Source organism: Rhizorhabdus sp. P4_G6 (assembly GCF_056401045.1).
Window position 1 is genome coordinate 179,161 of sequence record NZ_JBFUKC010000006.1, and the last position, 14,838, is coordinate 193,998.

Sequence of the window (14,838 nt, forward strand, 5' to 3'; positions counted from 1 at the left end):
CCTTTCGCTGCGTAGGTCAGGCGCGCTGCGCTATGTAGGCGCGCCAGCCGCCCAGTTGCGTGATGTCCTCGGCACCGTTCAGAGCGCGCGGTTCGGCGACGAAGCCCTTGACGCTGCTGCCATCGGCGAGCGTCACCGTGCCGATGGCCAGCGGTGCGGGCACTTCCACGACGAAGCTGCCGAACTCGGCGACGCCCAACTCGTAAATCTCGACCTTGATCGCTGCGCCATCCTGGCTGTGCGCCAGCGCGGGCTTGGGCGGCACGCTATCGGCGATGGCGTAAAGGCGATAGCTCGGGGCGGTCTCGAAAGCGCCGATGAACTTCGCGTCGCGCGAGGTCAGCTGCCAGTGGAGCGGCATGTCCTTCAGATGAGCGCCGACAACGGCCAGTTTCACGGTTTGCATCTTACCCTCCAGGTCGAGCGGTGGCGGCGACGGAACATCCGCGGCCGAAAGATAGATGTCGGCTGCGTCGAGGAGCGCGACGTCGCTGTCGGCGGGACCAATCAGGGTGATGCCGAACCCGGTCGCATTCGCGCGGACGCCGGCGGGAACCGCGACGGCGGCCATATCCAGCAGGTTCACGAAATTGGTGTAGAAGCCGAAAGCGCTGTTGAGCGCGATCGGCGCGGCCTTGAGTTCCGCGACGCGATAGGTCGTGCCGGTCGTCGGGAAAGCCAGCAGGTCGATGGTTTCCCACAGCGTATCGGCGTGACGCTTGAGTTCCGCGAGGCGGTAGATGCCGTTGAACAATTCGACGGCGCTCATCGCAAGGCCCGGCTCGACAACCTCGCGGACGGTGGAGTCGACTGCACCGGGATTGTCGGCGAGGATCCCGGCCATGGCCGCAGCCCGCTCCGCAACCCAAGGGCCGCTGTAGAGCAACTGCGCCGCTTCCTGGAGCGGCGCGTAGTCAATCTCGACGATATCCCCGAGGCCTGAGAGTGTCTCGATCGCGCGGTCGTAGAGATATTCCGATTCCGCATCGCCGAAGAACACGCGCTGGTCGCGGCGCGGGACGCCGATCGTCTTGCCGCCCAGCGGCCGGTCGGCACGCGGTTTGGAATAGGGATCGGCCGCGTCGAAACCCGCTATGATGTAATCGACCAGACGTGCGTCCGCGGTGTCGCTGGTGAAGGCCGTGATGCAGTCGAGCGTGCGGCAGGCCGGCACCAGGCCCCGGTTGCTCCATCGGCCCTTGCTGGGCTTGAACCCGATCAGGTGCTGAAAGGCGGCCGGAACGCGGCCGGAGCCGGCGGTATCGGTTCCCAACGCGAAAGCCACCAACCCGGCCGCCACGGCGACCGAAGAGCCCGAACTCGATCCACCGCTGACATATTCCAGGTTATAGGCATTCCTGGGGCTTCCGTAGGGGCTTCGCGTGCCGTTCAGGCCCGTGGCAAACTGATCGAGATTGGTCTTGCCGATGCAGATCGCCCCCGCGGCGGTCAGCCGCGCGATGACGGTGGCCGAGGCTTCCGGGCGATAGGCGAAGGCAGAACAGGCCGCGGTCGTATCGAGCCCCTCGACGTCGATATTGTCCTTCGCGGCGAAAGGAACTCCGGCCAGCGGCAGGACTTCGCCGGCGGCCACCCGCACATCGACGGCGCGCGCGGCGGCGAGCAGGTCTTCCGGCGTGGCCCGGCTAATCCAGATCTGCGGCTGGACGGTGTCGTAATGGACCAGCCGCGCGATCGTTTCTTCGATCACAGCGACGGCGCTGACGCCTCCCGCGGTGACGGCATCTGCGATCGCCGAGGCGCTGCGGCGGGTCAGCTCGGTCATGCGTGCCCCCTCAGCGCCATCATCGGCGCGCCTGGCTGCAGCGATTGCCGCTCCAGCACATAGAGCGCCGCGACGGTCCCCGAAGCCGGGCTTTTCACGGGGCATTCCATCTTCATCGCCTCGATGATCGCGATCGTATCGCCGGCCTCGACTTGATCTCCGGCTGCCACCAGCAGTTTCCAGACGGCTCCGCCGAAGGGTGCTTCGATCAGATCCGCCCCGTCGGGAACATCGACGGCGCCCGACTGAGGCTGTTCCGCCTCGGCAAGATCGGACAGGCGGTCGAATTCGCCGCTTCGCTGCCATTCGGCGCGTTCTTCGCCGAAGGCGGTCTGCCGCAGCGCCTGGAAGTCCGCGATTGCCTGCGCATTGTCGGCAAGGAAGGCCCGATAATCGGCGAGGCGGAACTCCGACGGCTCGATTCTGATCGAGCGCCGGCCGCTCGGAAAATCCCGGCGCCATTCGACGAGTTCGTCCGCGCTCACCGGATAGAAGCGGATCTGATCGAAGAAGCGCAACAGCCAGGGCTTGCCTTCGATAAAGGCATCGGTCTGCCGGTGGGTGTTCCACACCTGGATGGTGCGGCCGAACAGCTGGTAACCGCCCGGGCCTTCCATGCCGTAGATGCACATATAGGCCCCGCCGATCCCCACGACGTTGGGCGGCGTCCAGGTGCGCGCGGGATTGTACTTGGTGGTGACGAGCCGATGCCGGGGATCGACCGGGGTCGCCACCGGCGCGCCGAGGTAGACGTCGCCGAGGCCGAGAACGAGATAGTTCGCCTCGAAGATCAGGTTCTCCACCGCCGCCGCGTCGGGGAGGCCGTTTATCCGCCGGATGAATTCGATGTTGTCGGGGCACCACGGGGCGTCGTCACGGACGGCGCCCATATATTTCTGGATCGTCTCGATCGTCGCCGGATCGCGCCAGCTCAGCGGCAGATGGACGATACGCGAAGGGATGGCAAAATCGGCCAGATCGCCAAGCCGTTCCTCAGCCGCCATCAGCATGGCCAAAGCGGCGCGCTGGTCCATGGTCTCGCCGTCGAAATGCAACTGTAGCGAGCGAATGCCGGGAACCACGTCGACGATACCGGCGGGGGCGAGCCGCTCGAGTTCGACCATCAGCGCGTGCGCCCGTATCCGCAGTTCGATATCGAGCACGATGGGGCCGTATTCGACGAGGATGTTGCGGTCGCCCTGCTGGCGATAGACCGTGCGCGGGCGGTTCGAACCTGCCGCGATGTCGGCGAGAATCGGGCTGAGCGTCCCGATCGATCGGGCCGGGCCCGTCCCATGCGTGGTGCCGGAGGTGATCAGCCCGCGCTGGCGCAGGTCCGCCGCGCGCGCGTCACCGATGTCGACCGGTGCGAAGCGCAGCTTGTCGCCGGGCGCGAGCTGTCCGATCATCCAGCGATCGGCGGCGATCACCACGAACGGGCAGACGAAGCCACCCAGCGAAGGGCCATCGGGGCCGAGGATGATCGGCATGTCGCCGGTGAAGTCGACGGCGCCGATCGCGTAGGGATTGTCGTGGATGTTGGATGGGTGTAGGCCCGCTTCGCCGCCGTCGGCGCGCGCCCATCGCGGCTTGGGGCCGACGAGGCGGACGCCGGTGCGGTTGCTGTTATAGTGGACCTGCCACTCGGCGGCCACGATCTCGTGTATGTCCTCGTCGGTGAAGAAATCGGGCGCCCCGTGCGGACCGTAGAGCACGCGCAAGGTCCATTCGTTCGTGAATCCCGGCAGAGCCGCTTCGGGCAAAGGGTCCCCGATCGCCTCGCCGGCCAGATGCAATGTGTCGCCGGCCAGCAGCCGGCGCGCGGCATGCCCACCGAACTGGCCGAGCTCGAACGTGCTGCGGCTGCCGAGATAGGGCGCGATGTCGAGCCCGCCGGCGAACATGATATAGCCCCGTATGCCGCCGCCCGTGACCCGGCCGAGGCTGAGCGTCTGGCCCGCTGCGACATTGATGGCGACGCCGCGCGGGGCCGCCACGCCATCGAGCGTCGCGCCGAAATCGGCGCCAGTCAGGCAGATGCGCGCCGGCGCGGTGAAGGTCAGCGACGGTCCGGTATGGATTACCTCCAGCCCGGCGGTGCCTTCGGGATTGCCCACCAGGCGGTTGCCGAGGCGGAACGACAGATCGTCCATCGGACCCGAGGGGGGAACGCCGACGGCCCACAGCCGCTGTCGACCGGGCCAATCCTGCACGGTCGTCGCCGTACCGCCGCTGACCACCCGGATGCTGCGCGGATGATAGGCGATGCTGTCGAGGACGCGGGTCGACACCTCACCGCCGACGAAGGCCGGTGAGCGCACCACTTCGCGAAGCCAGCGCAGATTGGTTTCGATCCCATCCACCCGGCTTCGGTCGAGCGCTGCCTGCATCGCCGCGACGGCATTGGCGCGGGTGGACGCTTGGACGATCAGCTTCGCCAGCATCGGATCGTACCAGGAACTGACTGTGCTGCCCGCCATGCACCAGGTCTCGGCCCGGATGTCGGACGGGAAGTCCACGGCGGTCAGCGTGCCCGAGGTCGGCCGATAATCGAGCGCCGGATCTTCGGCATAAAGACGGACCTGCACCGAATGCCCACTCGGCCGGGGCGGCTCGCCATCGAGGAAGGCAAAGTCCCCGGCGGCCCCGCGGATCATCCATTCGACGAGGTCGATGCCCATCACTTCCTCGGTGACGCCGTGTTCGACCTGAAGGCGGGTGTTCATCTCCAGGAAGAAGAACTCTTCCCGCTCGGCATCGTAGAGAAATTCGACCGTCCCGGCCGACCGGTAGGCCGCCGCTTCGCCCAGCCGGGTCGCGGCTGCGATCAGGGCGCCGCGCACTGCCTCCGGCAGCAACGGCGCAGGCGCTTCCTCGACCACTTTCTGGTTACGTCGCTGAAGCGAGCAGTCCCGCTCGCCCAGCGGCATGACCCGTCCCTCACCGTCACCGAATAGCTGCACCTCGATATGCCGCGCACGCCGAATGTAGCGCTCGAGGAAGATACCGGCGTCGCCAAAGTTGCTCTCGCCCTGGCGCGCCACGACGGAGAAGCCTTCGCGGACCGTGGCCTCGTCCTCGCATACGCGCATGCCGATGCCCCCGCCGCCGGCGGTGGCCTTGAGGATCACTGGGAAACCGATCTCGCGCGCGGCGAGCACGGCTTGCGTCTCGTCCATGAGCAGATCCGTACCCGGCGCGAGGGGGACAGCGTGCGCGGCGGCGAGCGCGCGGGCGCTGTGCTTCAGGCCGAAGGTGCGAATATTGTCTGGCGTGGGGCCGATGAAGATGATGCCCGCAGCCGCGCAGGCCTCGGCGAATTCGACGTTTTCGGCGAGGAAGCCGTAGCCTGGGTGGATGGCGCCGGCGCCGGTCGCGCGGGCCGCATCGAGGATCGCGGCGATGTTGAGATAGCTCTCCGACGCGCGCGCGGCGCCGATGCAGACAGCTTCGTCGGCCATCGCAACGTGAAGCGATTCCTCGTCGGCTTCCGAATAGACGGCGACCGAGCGCAGCCCCATCCGGCGCAGCGTGCGGATGATGCGGGTCGCGATCGCGCCGCGATTTGCTATCAGGACGGTATCGAAGCTCATGCGGCGACGATCATGCGCACAGGCGTGGGATTAAAGCCGTTGCACGGATTGTTGATCTGCGGGCAGTTGGAGACGACGACGATGACGTCCATCTCGGCACGCAGGTCAACGCTCAGGCCGGGCGCGGATATTCCATCGACGATGCCCAGCGATCCGTCGGGCTCCACCGGCACGTTCATGAAGAAGTTGATGTTGGAGACGATGTCGCGCTTGCCCCTGCCTTCCAGCAGGTTCGCCTCGAGGAAGTTCTCGACACAGGCGTGCTCGGCCTTGGTGTGATGGCCGTAGCGCAGCGTGTTGGACTCGCACGAGCAAGCCCCCCCGATGGTGTCGTGATATTCGACGGTGGTGGTGGCGATGGTCATCATCGGGCGCCCCTCGTTCGAACGCAGCACGGTCCCCTTGCGAAGGAACAGATTTCCTTGCGCGGCGACGGTATCCTGCGCGCTGTAGCGTTCCGCATCGTCCTCGGCGGAGTAGAGAAGGAAATCGACGGCCTGGTTGCCCTCCAGATCGACGATCCGAAGGGTCTGGCCCGCCGCGACATGGTGCAGCCACGGCGCGCGCGCGGGGACGATCGCATCATGGACAACGGAGCCGGAAAGTCCGGAAAGGTGGATATCGGCGCTCATGCGAGCCTTTTCCTTTTCAGCGACGGAAATAGTCTTCGACATTCTCGAAAGCCCGCAGGCCTTCAGGGGTGGCCGTGCGGACGGGGTCGTCCGTGGGGGTGATGGGACCGCGCCAGGCGGTCGCGCGAAGCGGCGTCACCGAATAGTCCTTGCGCGGATCAAGGACGTGCGGGCAGTTGGCGATCACCACGATCACGTCCATCTCCGCGCGCAGGGTCAAGCTCCGCTCGGGCGCGAACGGCCCGATCTGCGGCACGATCCTACCGTCGGCCTCGATCCTGGCGCCCTTGAACAGATTGACGCACGGATGGACGTCGCGCCGCTGAAGGCCATGCTTGGCGACGCCGAGGAGGAAGCGATCGCGGCCGCTGGGAGTCGGGCCGCTGTTCGCTCCGTTGCCGTATTTCGCGGCGTTGGAGCCAGGGTTGGACGTGCCGCAGAAGCTGTCGTGCGTGCCGGCGCCGTCTTCGAGAAAGCTCATGAGGACGCGGCCCATGTCCGAGAGCAGCAGCTTGCCCGCCCCGAGATAGGCGTTCCACTGCACCTTGACGGTATCCGCGACGTTCAGCCGCTCGGTTGGCAGTTCGGCATTGAACACGAGGAGCGAGGCGCAGGCGTCGCCTCTGAGGTCGATCAGCCGCAACCGCGCGCCGCGTGCCAGCCGTCGCGTGGCGTAGCCGCCGGAGGCGATCGTTTCTTCCCACAGCAGGTCGTCCGAGGACACCCCGTCGGGCAGATCGACGGCGACCGGTGGCAGCACCGGCATCGCTTCGGCCACCTTGCCGGCCATGCCGCGGGCATGGTCGCGCGCCGCCGTGGGATTTGCGAGATTAGCGGTCATGCCATTGCTCCTGCGAGCTTGTCGCCGGTCTCCGGTTCGTGGAGCGGCGGCAGGAGAGCGGTCGTCGAAACGAGCTGGAGCTGTTGCACGCCGCGGACCCGGCGAAGCGCATCGCACAGCGCCTTGAGGCGGGAAGCGGGTCCCTGCACGAGCAGGACCTCGAGCGACTGGTCGTCCTCCAGGAAGACGTGCTGCGAGGAGATGACCTCCTTGAGATAGTCCGCCTGGGTCTGCGCGAGCTGATGCCGCACGCGGCCACGGTCGCCGCGGTAGACCATCGTGATCGTGCCGGCGAGCGTCTCTTCGGGGCGCGTGAACGCCTCGTGCTCAGCCAGAGCATGGCGGATAAGTTCGGCGATGAGCTGCGAACGCGACGGCAGGCCCCGCTCTTCCACCATCATGTCGAGCTGCCGGAACAGATCCCCCGGAAGGCTCATGCTGAGCCTGGCCAGGGTTGCGGGTTCGCTACCCATGTGAAATCGTCTCCTTTTGATCATGCCGGCTTTCGGGCGCGACGACCGTCGCTTCTGCGGCCGCTTCGCCTGCCTCCTTGCGCAGAGGCAGATCGTAGATCGCCGTCGCGCCGAATCGGTGCCGGGCGTGCGGGTCGTGGCGACGCTTGTCCAGCGCGAGCACCCGTGTTCCAAGCGTAAAAGCTTCGCGGATATCGTGCGTCACCATGATGATCGTCAGCGAATAGTCGCGCCAGAGCCGCGTGATCAGCGCGTGCATGTCGGCGCGGATGCCGGGGTCGAGCGCACCGAACGGCTCGTCGAGCAGCAGGATGCGCGGGCGCTTGATCAGCGCCTGGGCAATCGCCAGCCGCTGCAGCATGCCGCCCGAGAGCTGGGAGGGATAGAGGTGGAGGCTGTCGCCGAGGCCCACGGCGTCCAGCATCTCGGACGCCTCGGCGATAGCTGCGCGGCGCGGCGCGCCGAACAGCCGCGCCGATAGCGGCGCCCCTGCGCATTCGAGCCCGAAGACGGTGTTTCGCAAGACCGACAGATGGGGGAACACCGAATAGCGCTGGAAGACGACGCCCCGATCCGGCCCACATTCGGGCGTGAGCGGCGTTCCATCGAGGAGAATATACCCCCGGGTCGCGGCTTCCTGGCCGAGGATCAGGCGCAGCAGGCTGCTCTTGCCGGCTCCCGAAGGCCCGATGATCGAGATGAACGATCCCGCCTCGACGTCGAGCGTCATCCGCTCGAGGACGATCTTGTCGCCATACTCGACCCAGACGTCCCGAAGAGAGAGAAGCGCGCTCAATGGCCCATTCCATGCGCCCAGGGGAACAGCCGCCGATCGAGGAAGGTCAGCGCCAGGTCCATCACCACCGCCAGCGCAGCGATCCAGGCGACATAAGGAATGATGACGTCCATCGCGAGATAGCGCCGGACGAGGAATATCCGGTAGCCGAGGCCGACATCGGACGCGATCGCCTCTGCCGAGACCAGGAAGACCCAGGCGGGGCCCAGCGCCAGGCGCATCGCGTGAAGCAGCCGCGGCATGGCCTGGGGCAGCGCGACCCTTATCATGATCTGCCAACTGCTCGCCCCCAGCGTTTGCGCCTTTATGATCTGCTCGCGCGGCAAGCCGGCGACATGGGCTGCGATGTCGCGCACCATGACAGGCGTGATGCCGATGACGATCAGCGCGATCTTCGCCGTTTCGCCGAGGCCCAGGGCGATGAACAGGATAGGCAGCAGGGCGATGGGGGGAATGACTGCGATGCCCGTGACCAGGGGCCCGAACGTCGCGCGCACGGGCGGCAGCACGCCGAGCACGAGCCCGACCGTGAGCGCCGCCAGGGTGGCTATCCCGAGGCCCAAGCCCAACCGCTGGAGGCTTGCCAGGGTGTCCGCCCAGAAGACGAGTTGTCCGGTCAGCTGGTCGGGCTGGAAAAGCAGGGCCGCCATGGCCCCGACCATGCCGCCGGGCAAGGGCAGGATCTTGTCCAGCGAATTGGCGGCATGGCGCTGCGCCGCCAGGAACAGATAGAGCAGGACCAGCAGCAGGATCGGCAAAGCCCCCAAGAGCAGCCGATCGCCTCGGCGAACATGTCGGCTCACCCAACGCATGTCGTCATGTCCCTATCCAAGAGTCTGGCCTGTCCAGGAGGAACCCAGCCGGGAGGCTCAAAGCGCGCCGTCGGCCGCCATCTTCATGAAGCTGTCGTCGAAGCGCAGCGTCACGTGCTGGGCATCGCCAAGCGTCTTGCCGCCTGGGAAGCCCATGCCCACCGCGTCGGCCGAGGCGGCGCCCTTGAACAACCCGTGCGCGAAACTGAAGTCGCGGACCTGGGCCATCGTCTTGAGCAACGCCGGTGCCGTCGTCGCGGCAACGGCCGCCTTGGGATCCGAATAGAGATAGGTCGTGGTCAGCTGGCTGTCGAAATTAGCAGGCGTCGCGCCCGACAGCTTCGCCATGGCGGCGCGCGCTTCCCTGCCTTTGGCGTCCTGGCGCTTCATCAGGGCCAGCGTCTCGTACCAGATTCCGGCCAGTGCCTTGCCGAGGTTGGGATTGGCCTTGATGGTGGCGGTATCGACCACCATCAAGTCGAGGATCTCGCCAGGGATCTGCGCCGAGCTGAACACCTCCTTGGCACCCGCCAGCCCCTTCATCACCGAAAGCTGCGGGTTCCAGGCGACGGCCGCGTTCACGTCCGGGCTGCTGAAGGCGCCGACGATGTCGGCGTCGGAGGTGTTCACGGTCTTGATATCGGTGGGCTTCATGCCCGCCTTCTCGAGCGCGCGAGCCAGCAGATAGTGCGAAACCGAGAGTTCGACGAGATTGACCTGCCTGCCCTTGATCGCCGCAAACTGAGCGGCGCCCTTGAGCAGGATGCCGTCGTTTCCGTTCGAATAGTCGCCGACGATGATGGCGCTGGTATCCTTGCCACCGGCGGCGGGGATCGTCAGGGCATCCATGTTGGTGACGGTCACGCCGTCGAACTTGCCAGCCGTGTATTGATTGACTGACTCTACATAATCGTTGACTTGCACGATGTTGATTTTGATGCCGTATTTGTCGGCCCATTTCTTTACGATGCCAGCTTGCTGGGCATAGGGCCAAGGCATCCAGCCGGCATAGATCGACCAGCCGATGTTGAATTCGGTTCGGGGCTTCGAAGGGGTATCAGGCCCTTTCGAACAGGATGCAATCGTAAGTGCTCCAGCCATCAGCGCGATCGTGCCCGCCTTGCGCAACATCCTGATCATGATTCGATTTCCTTCCGCAGTGCAATGTTACGAAAGTGCAGCTTGCTGTCCAGCCAAAAATATTACCGAATCTTATATGGGTAATACCTACCGCGCGCGAAAAACGATGCCGAAAAGGCAGTCGGCAAGGGCGGGCGGCGTCGCCGAGATCTGGCCCATGCAACCATTTCCGCCTGAACTTCGGCGAACTACCGCCATCTGGCGTGAATCGGCAACCATCGACCATGGCTCGCTGCTCCCGATTCGCGAATCGGTAATTCCGAAGCTCGCTGTGACCGGCTTGTGAGCGTTGGCGGGAGCCAGTGAGCGACACAGCTCAAAGCTTAATGATCGAGAAAATCGAGATATTGTGCAGCGCACCTATAATTTGAGTCATACTGTGCAGGTGCACAAGTATTACGCTTGACGGGTTCCGTAATATCCATATCGTATGGTCGTCGCTCTTCATACGGCGGCGAGCACGCAATGCGGGAAACGCACAACTGCAATCCGGTTAATCGGGCGCCGGCTTAGCCAGAGCGCCAAAGGGCGGAGGGTGTCACTTAAGGCTCCATAGCAAAGAGGGGCTAGGTGACTATGAACTTATTTCGCAACACGCTGCTCGGCGCGACCATGTTGATGGGCGTCGGAGCCACTTCCGCATTCGCGCAGAACGTGCCGGCGGACGCCGAAGAGGCCGATGGCAGCGACATCGTCGTGACCGCTACCCGCCGCGCAGTCTCGCTTCAGGACGTACCGATCAACATCAGCGCGGTCGGTGAGGAGCAACTTTCCAGGCAGCGGATCGACGATATCCGCGACATCGCCGACTTCACCCCCGGCGTGACCATTTCGGACACCGGTCCCGGTTCGACTGGAACGATCGTGCTGCGCGGCCTGAACGCGTCCGACTCGACCTCGAACGGCAATAACTATGACACCGCGCTCGGCGTGTATCTCGGCGAGGTTCCGCTCTATTACGACTTCAAGCTTCTCGATATCTCGCGCGTCGAAACGCTGCTCGGACCGCAGGGCACGCTGTACGGCCTTGGCACGCTGGCCGGCGCCATCCGCAATATTCCCTATCGCCCCAACACGAACGACATCGAAGGCGAAGTGCACGGCCGCCTGTACGGCAAGACCCATGGCAGCAAGGCCGGCTATGAGATGGACGGGGTCATCAACATCCCGATCGTCAAGGACCACATCGCCTTCCGCTCAGCTACGGGCTATTTCTACGATCCCGGCTTCATCGACTATCCGCTGCTGCTGCAGACGCCCGGGGTATCGCTGCCGCAGCCGAGCGGCCCGGTCAGCGTGACGCCCGCGGCCTATGCCGCGAACCTGAAAAGCCGCAAGGATCTCAATTTCGAGAAGACCGTCAGCACGCGCAACCAGTTGCTTTTCCAGCTCAACCCGGACCTCAAGGTCAACTTCACATACGCCTTCCAGCAGACCAAGACGGATGGCGGCCAGTACAACAGCAACGGCGTGCTCGGGACGGGCAAATATGAGAGCGCCGGCCGATATATGGAGCCGGTAAAACGCCGCGCGCATCTGGGCAGCATGGAAATCAATGCCACTATCCCGGACATAGCCGATGTTGTCGCGACAACCGCCTACACCGATGTAAAATTTAAAGATCAGAACGATAATACCGACCTGCTGCTCGACCTCGATTATGATTATGAGGCCTTCCCGGCCTTTTCGAGCTGGAATGAAAGCCATGATCACCGCAAGCAATTCAACCAGGAAGTCCGCCTCGTCTCGGCCCATGGCGGCCCGTTCAGCTGGGTTCTGGGCGGTTTCTACAACCAGCAGAAGCGGCTTCGTGAATATACAGAGCACGTTCCTGGTCTAATCTCCGTTTTCGGACTTTATGGGAACACGATTGCGGACAATCCCGACGAGATCGAATATAATTCCTTCACCAAGTCGAAGGTGACGGAAAAGGCGGTCTTCGGCGAAGGCACGTTCAAGGTGACGCCACACTGGCAGGTGACGGCCGGCGCGCGCTATTTCGGCTATTCCTCAGACGTGAGCGGCCGTGCGGTTATCCCCTTGCTGGACATCTTCGATCCTGGGACACAACCCCTCAGCCCTTATGACGCCGATCCCGCAGGCGGAAAGACGAAGAAGAGCGGCTGGGTGTGGAAGTTGAACACGTCGTACAATTTCACGCCGGAAATCATGGCCTACGCGACCTACAGCAAGGGCTATCGGATCGGCGGTCCGAACACTGTCGCGCCCTGCACCGTCATATTGCCTCCACCCGCGCAAAACGTCTGTGCTCTCCCGAACGAACTGCAATTTGGCCCCGACACCACCAAGAACGCGGAGCTTGGCATACGGACCCAATTCTTCGATCGCAGGTTGACGTTCAATTTCAACGTCTATCAGATCCAATGGAAGGGTATCCAGGTCGATTCCGCCACCTTCTATGGCATCGTCGGCATCAAGGTGAACGGCGGCAAAGCCAAGTCGGAGGGCTTCGAAGCGTCGTTCCAGGCTCGTCCGGTCGACGGCTTGTCGATCCAGGGAACCTATTCCTACACGGATGCCAAGCTGACCGAGGACGTGGCCAAGATCATATCCATCAACAACCCGGCGGGGACCTACCCCAGTTCGCCCGTCCAGTTGGACGCACTGTCCGGCGACCGCCTTCCCGGCTCGGCGAAGAACAGCGGAAGCCTGGGTGTGACCTACACCAAGCCGTTCATGGACGGTAACATCATCGCCGACTGGACCGCCACCTATCGCGGAAGTGTCGTGACGCGGCTCGGATGGCAGCGTGCTTATGGCGACAAGCTGCCCGGCTATGTTCTCCACCGTGCCTCGCTGGGCTACGAAACGGATCGCTACAGCCTCATCCTGTTCGCGAACAACATCTTCGACAAATATGCGGTGTCCTCAGTCAATCAAGATCGCTCACGCATCGGCATCAATGATGGCGTCGTGCTGCGTTACTACAAGCGATCGGTCATCAATCCGCGTACCTTCGGCATCGAAGCGCGGGTCAAATATTGATCCGGCCAAACGGGCGGGCGTCATTCCGGGAGGGATGGCGCCCCTCGCTTCAAAGGAGGGGATAAGATGGTCTTCGATGTAAAGGGGACGGCCGCGGGTGTTGGCCTGGCGGTCACGCTGATTGTCGGCGCGCTTTCCGCTTCTTGCGCGAGCGCCAAGGACGCGCCGCTTCCCAGGCTTTTTGCGGAGAAGTGGATCGACGGCACGCTGCCCGAGGAGCCGGCCACGCAGGTGCAGGCGCTGGACGCCGACACCTTCGTCATCCGCCAGTCGGTCAAGACCAACTTCGAAGCGCCGTTCCTCTATTTGCTCTTCGGGCGCGATAGGGCATTGCTGGTCGACACCGGGGCCGAGGGTGGCCAGATCAGGCCGACCATCGATCGGCTCATATCCGAATGGCTCGCCAAGCACGGGCGCGGCGCGATCCCGCTGGTCGTCGCGCACAGCCACAGCCACGGTGATCATGTCGCCGGCGACGACGCCTTTCGCGACCGCCCCAATACCACGGTCGTCGGACTCAAGCCCGCCGACGTGGCCGGCTTCTTTGGCATCGCCACCTGGCCGGACGAGATCGTCCGGTTCGACCTCGGCGGCCGCGCGCTCAGCATCATCCCCACGCCCGGGCACCAGGCGGCGGCGATCATGATCTACGATCCCAGGCTCCGGATATTGCTGTCGGGTGACACGCTCTATCCTGGCCGCCTCTATGTCCCGGTCAACTTCCTCACAGACGACCGTGCCAGCGTCGATCGGCTGGCGGCCTTCGCGGAGAAGCATCCCATCCGCGCGGCGCTGGGCGCGCACATCGAGATGACGCGCACCCCCGGCCGCGACTATCCGCACGAAGCGCCGACGCATCCCGACGAGCATCCGCTTGAGCTGCCGGTGCAGACCATCCGCGAACTGCAGACCGGCTTGAAGGCGCCGCTCGACACCCCCGGCAAGCCACAGGTCCACGACCGCTTCATCATCGTCCCTGTGGCCGCGCGCGCCGAATGATCGACAACGTCCGATAGCGCGCCGCGTTCGACACCAGCGCTATCGATCAGAGCGCTGAATGCATGCGGATATGGAAATCCCCTAAAGCACTGATTTTACTTGATCTGTGAAGATGGGGGTTTTCGACCCAGCTAATCGAAAATCGACGCCCGAGCGCACCTGTCCCCATTGTCTATCCCCTCCTGATTGTGTCTTCTGACACAAGCAACGAGAAATAAATATTATTTTTCAATGGTTTATCGCTTGGTGACCCCAACGGGACTCGAACCCGTGTTTTCGCCGTGAAAGGGCGACGTCCTAGACCGCTAGACGATGGGGCCGTGTAGCGCTGAGGGGGGCCGATTAGGGCAGCGGCGGCGGGTGGTCAAGGCGGGTTCGGTATATTTCCTACCTGCATCTCAATCGGCCCAAGCCGCATCCTCGATATGGAGCTCGGCCGCGGGGCGGCTGCCCCAGTCGTCGATCTTCGGCCGGCCCGCGATCCACAGGCTGCGCTCGCGGCCCGCGCCGAGCAGCGCTTGCCCAAGCGCGCTGTCGGCGGCGCGGAAGGCTATCGTCTTGATCGAGCGTCCGTCTCGGCCCGAGACGATGGCGCGGACATGCCCCTGCCCCACCACATCGGCCTTGATGATGCGAATGGCGCCCGCGGCGATGCGCGGCGCCGGCCAGCCCGCGCCATAGGGGCCGCCGGCCTCAAGCGCCTCGACCAGCGACGGGGTGACGCCGCCGGGCGCCACCACCGCATCGAGCAGCAGCGCGC

At 64.5% G+C, this 14,838-nt stretch carries 11 protein-coding genes, 1 tRNA gene and 1 pseudogene; 3 read left to right on the forward strand and 10 right to left on the reverse strand.

From position 1 onward, the window contains the following. Positions 1 to 16: 16 nt before the first annotated feature. From atzF to AC1DPF_RS09215, 8 genes are read right to left on the reverse strand one after another with little or no spacing between them, the layout of a single operon-like run. Entirely contained in the window at positions 17 to 1,786 is a 1,770-nt protein-coding gene (gene atzF, locus AC1DPF_RS09180; protein WP_477960858.1) for an allophanate hydrolase, read from the reverse strand. Next, positions 1,783 to 5,379 (reverse strand): urea carboxylase, encoded by a 3,597-nt coding sequence (uca, locus tag AC1DPF_RS09185; RefSeq protein ID WP_477960860.1) that lies wholly within the window; start codon positions 5,377 to 5,379, stop codon positions 1,783 to 1,785. Before uca ends, atzF begins: the two co-directional genes overlap by 4 nt. After that, positions 5,376 to 6,011 (reverse strand): urea amidolyase associated protein UAAP2, encoded by a 636-nt coding sequence (locus tag AC1DPF_RS09190; protein ID WP_477872291.1) that lies wholly within the window; start codon positions 6,009 to 6,011, stop codon positions 5,376 to 5,378. The genes uca and AC1DPF_RS09190 overlap by 4 nt, the downstream gene beginning before the upstream one ends. A 16-nt stretch (positions 6,012 to 6,027) precedes the next feature. Further along, positions 6,028 to 6,852 (reverse strand): urea amidolyase associated protein UAAP1, encoded by an 825-nt coding sequence (locus tag AC1DPF_RS09195; RefSeq protein WP_477960862.1) that lies wholly within the window; start codon positions 6,850 to 6,852, stop codon positions 6,028 to 6,030. Further along, on the reverse strand, positions 6,849 to 7,325 hold the full coding sequence (locus AC1DPF_RS09200; protein WP_477872287.1) for a CopG family ribbon-helix-helix protein: 477 nt from the start codon (positions 7,323 to 7,325) through the stop codon (positions 6,849 to 6,851). Before AC1DPF_RS09200 ends, AC1DPF_RS09195 begins: the two co-directional genes overlap by 4 nt. After that, positions 7,318 to 8,121, reverse strand: a complete 804-nt coding sequence (locus AC1DPF_RS09205) for an ATP-binding cassette domain-containing protein (RefSeq protein ID WP_477872285.1) — start codon at positions 8,119 to 8,121, stop codon at positions 7,318 to 7,320. Before AC1DPF_RS09205 ends, AC1DPF_RS09200 begins: the two co-directional genes overlap by 8 nt. Continuing rightward, entirely contained in the window at positions 8,118 to 8,933 is an 816-nt protein-coding gene (locus AC1DPF_RS09210) for an ABC transporter permease (RefSeq protein WP_477960864.1), read from the reverse strand. The genes AC1DPF_RS09205 and AC1DPF_RS09210 overlap by 4 nt, the downstream gene beginning before the upstream one ends. 57 nt (positions 8,934 to 8,990) lie before the next feature. Then, positions 8,991 to 10,073 (reverse strand): putative urea ABC transporter substrate-binding protein, encoded by a 1,083-nt coding sequence (locus AC1DPF_RS09215; protein WP_477960866.1) that lies wholly within the window; start codon positions 10,071 to 10,073, stop codon positions 8,991 to 8,993. Positions 10,074 to 10,149: 76 nt separating this feature from the next. Between AC1DPF_RS09215 and AC1DPF_RS09220 the strand changes: the two genes are divergently transcribed. From AC1DPF_RS09220 to AC1DPF_RS09230, 3 genes are all read left to right on the forward strand, one after another. Then, positions 10,150 to 10,359 (forward strand): hypothetical protein, encoded by a 210-nt coding sequence (locus AC1DPF_RS09220; protein ID WP_477872279.1) that lies wholly within the window; start codon positions 10,150 to 10,152, stop codon positions 10,357 to 10,359. 290 nt (positions 10,360 to 10,649) lie between these two features. Next, on the forward strand, positions 10,650 to 13,079 hold the full coding sequence (locus AC1DPF_RS09225; RefSeq protein WP_477960868.1) for a TonB-dependent receptor: 2,430 nt from the start codon (positions 10,650 to 10,652) through the stop codon (positions 13,077 to 13,079). A 66-nt stretch (positions 13,080 to 13,145) separates the two neighbouring features. Then, a complete protein-coding gene (locus AC1DPF_RS09230) occupies positions 13,146 to 14,078 on the forward strand; it encodes an MBL fold metallo-hydrolase (RefSeq protein ID WP_477960870.1) in 933 nt (310 codons plus the stop codon). A gap of 244 nt (positions 14,079 to 14,322) precedes the next feature. On the opposite strand, the gene AC1DPF_RS09235 is transcribed toward AC1DPF_RS09230, so the two are convergent. Both AC1DPF_RS09235 and AC1DPF_RS09240 read right to left on the reverse strand, forming a co-directional pair. Continuing rightward, positions 14,323 to 14,398, reverse strand: a tRNA-Glu gene (locus AC1DPF_RS09235). Between the two features lie 78 nt (positions 14,399 to 14,476). Beyond that, a pseudogene (locus AC1DPF_RS09240) lies at positions 14,477 to 14,838 on the reverse strand (single-stranded-DNA-specific exonuclease RecJ); the annotation flags it as partial.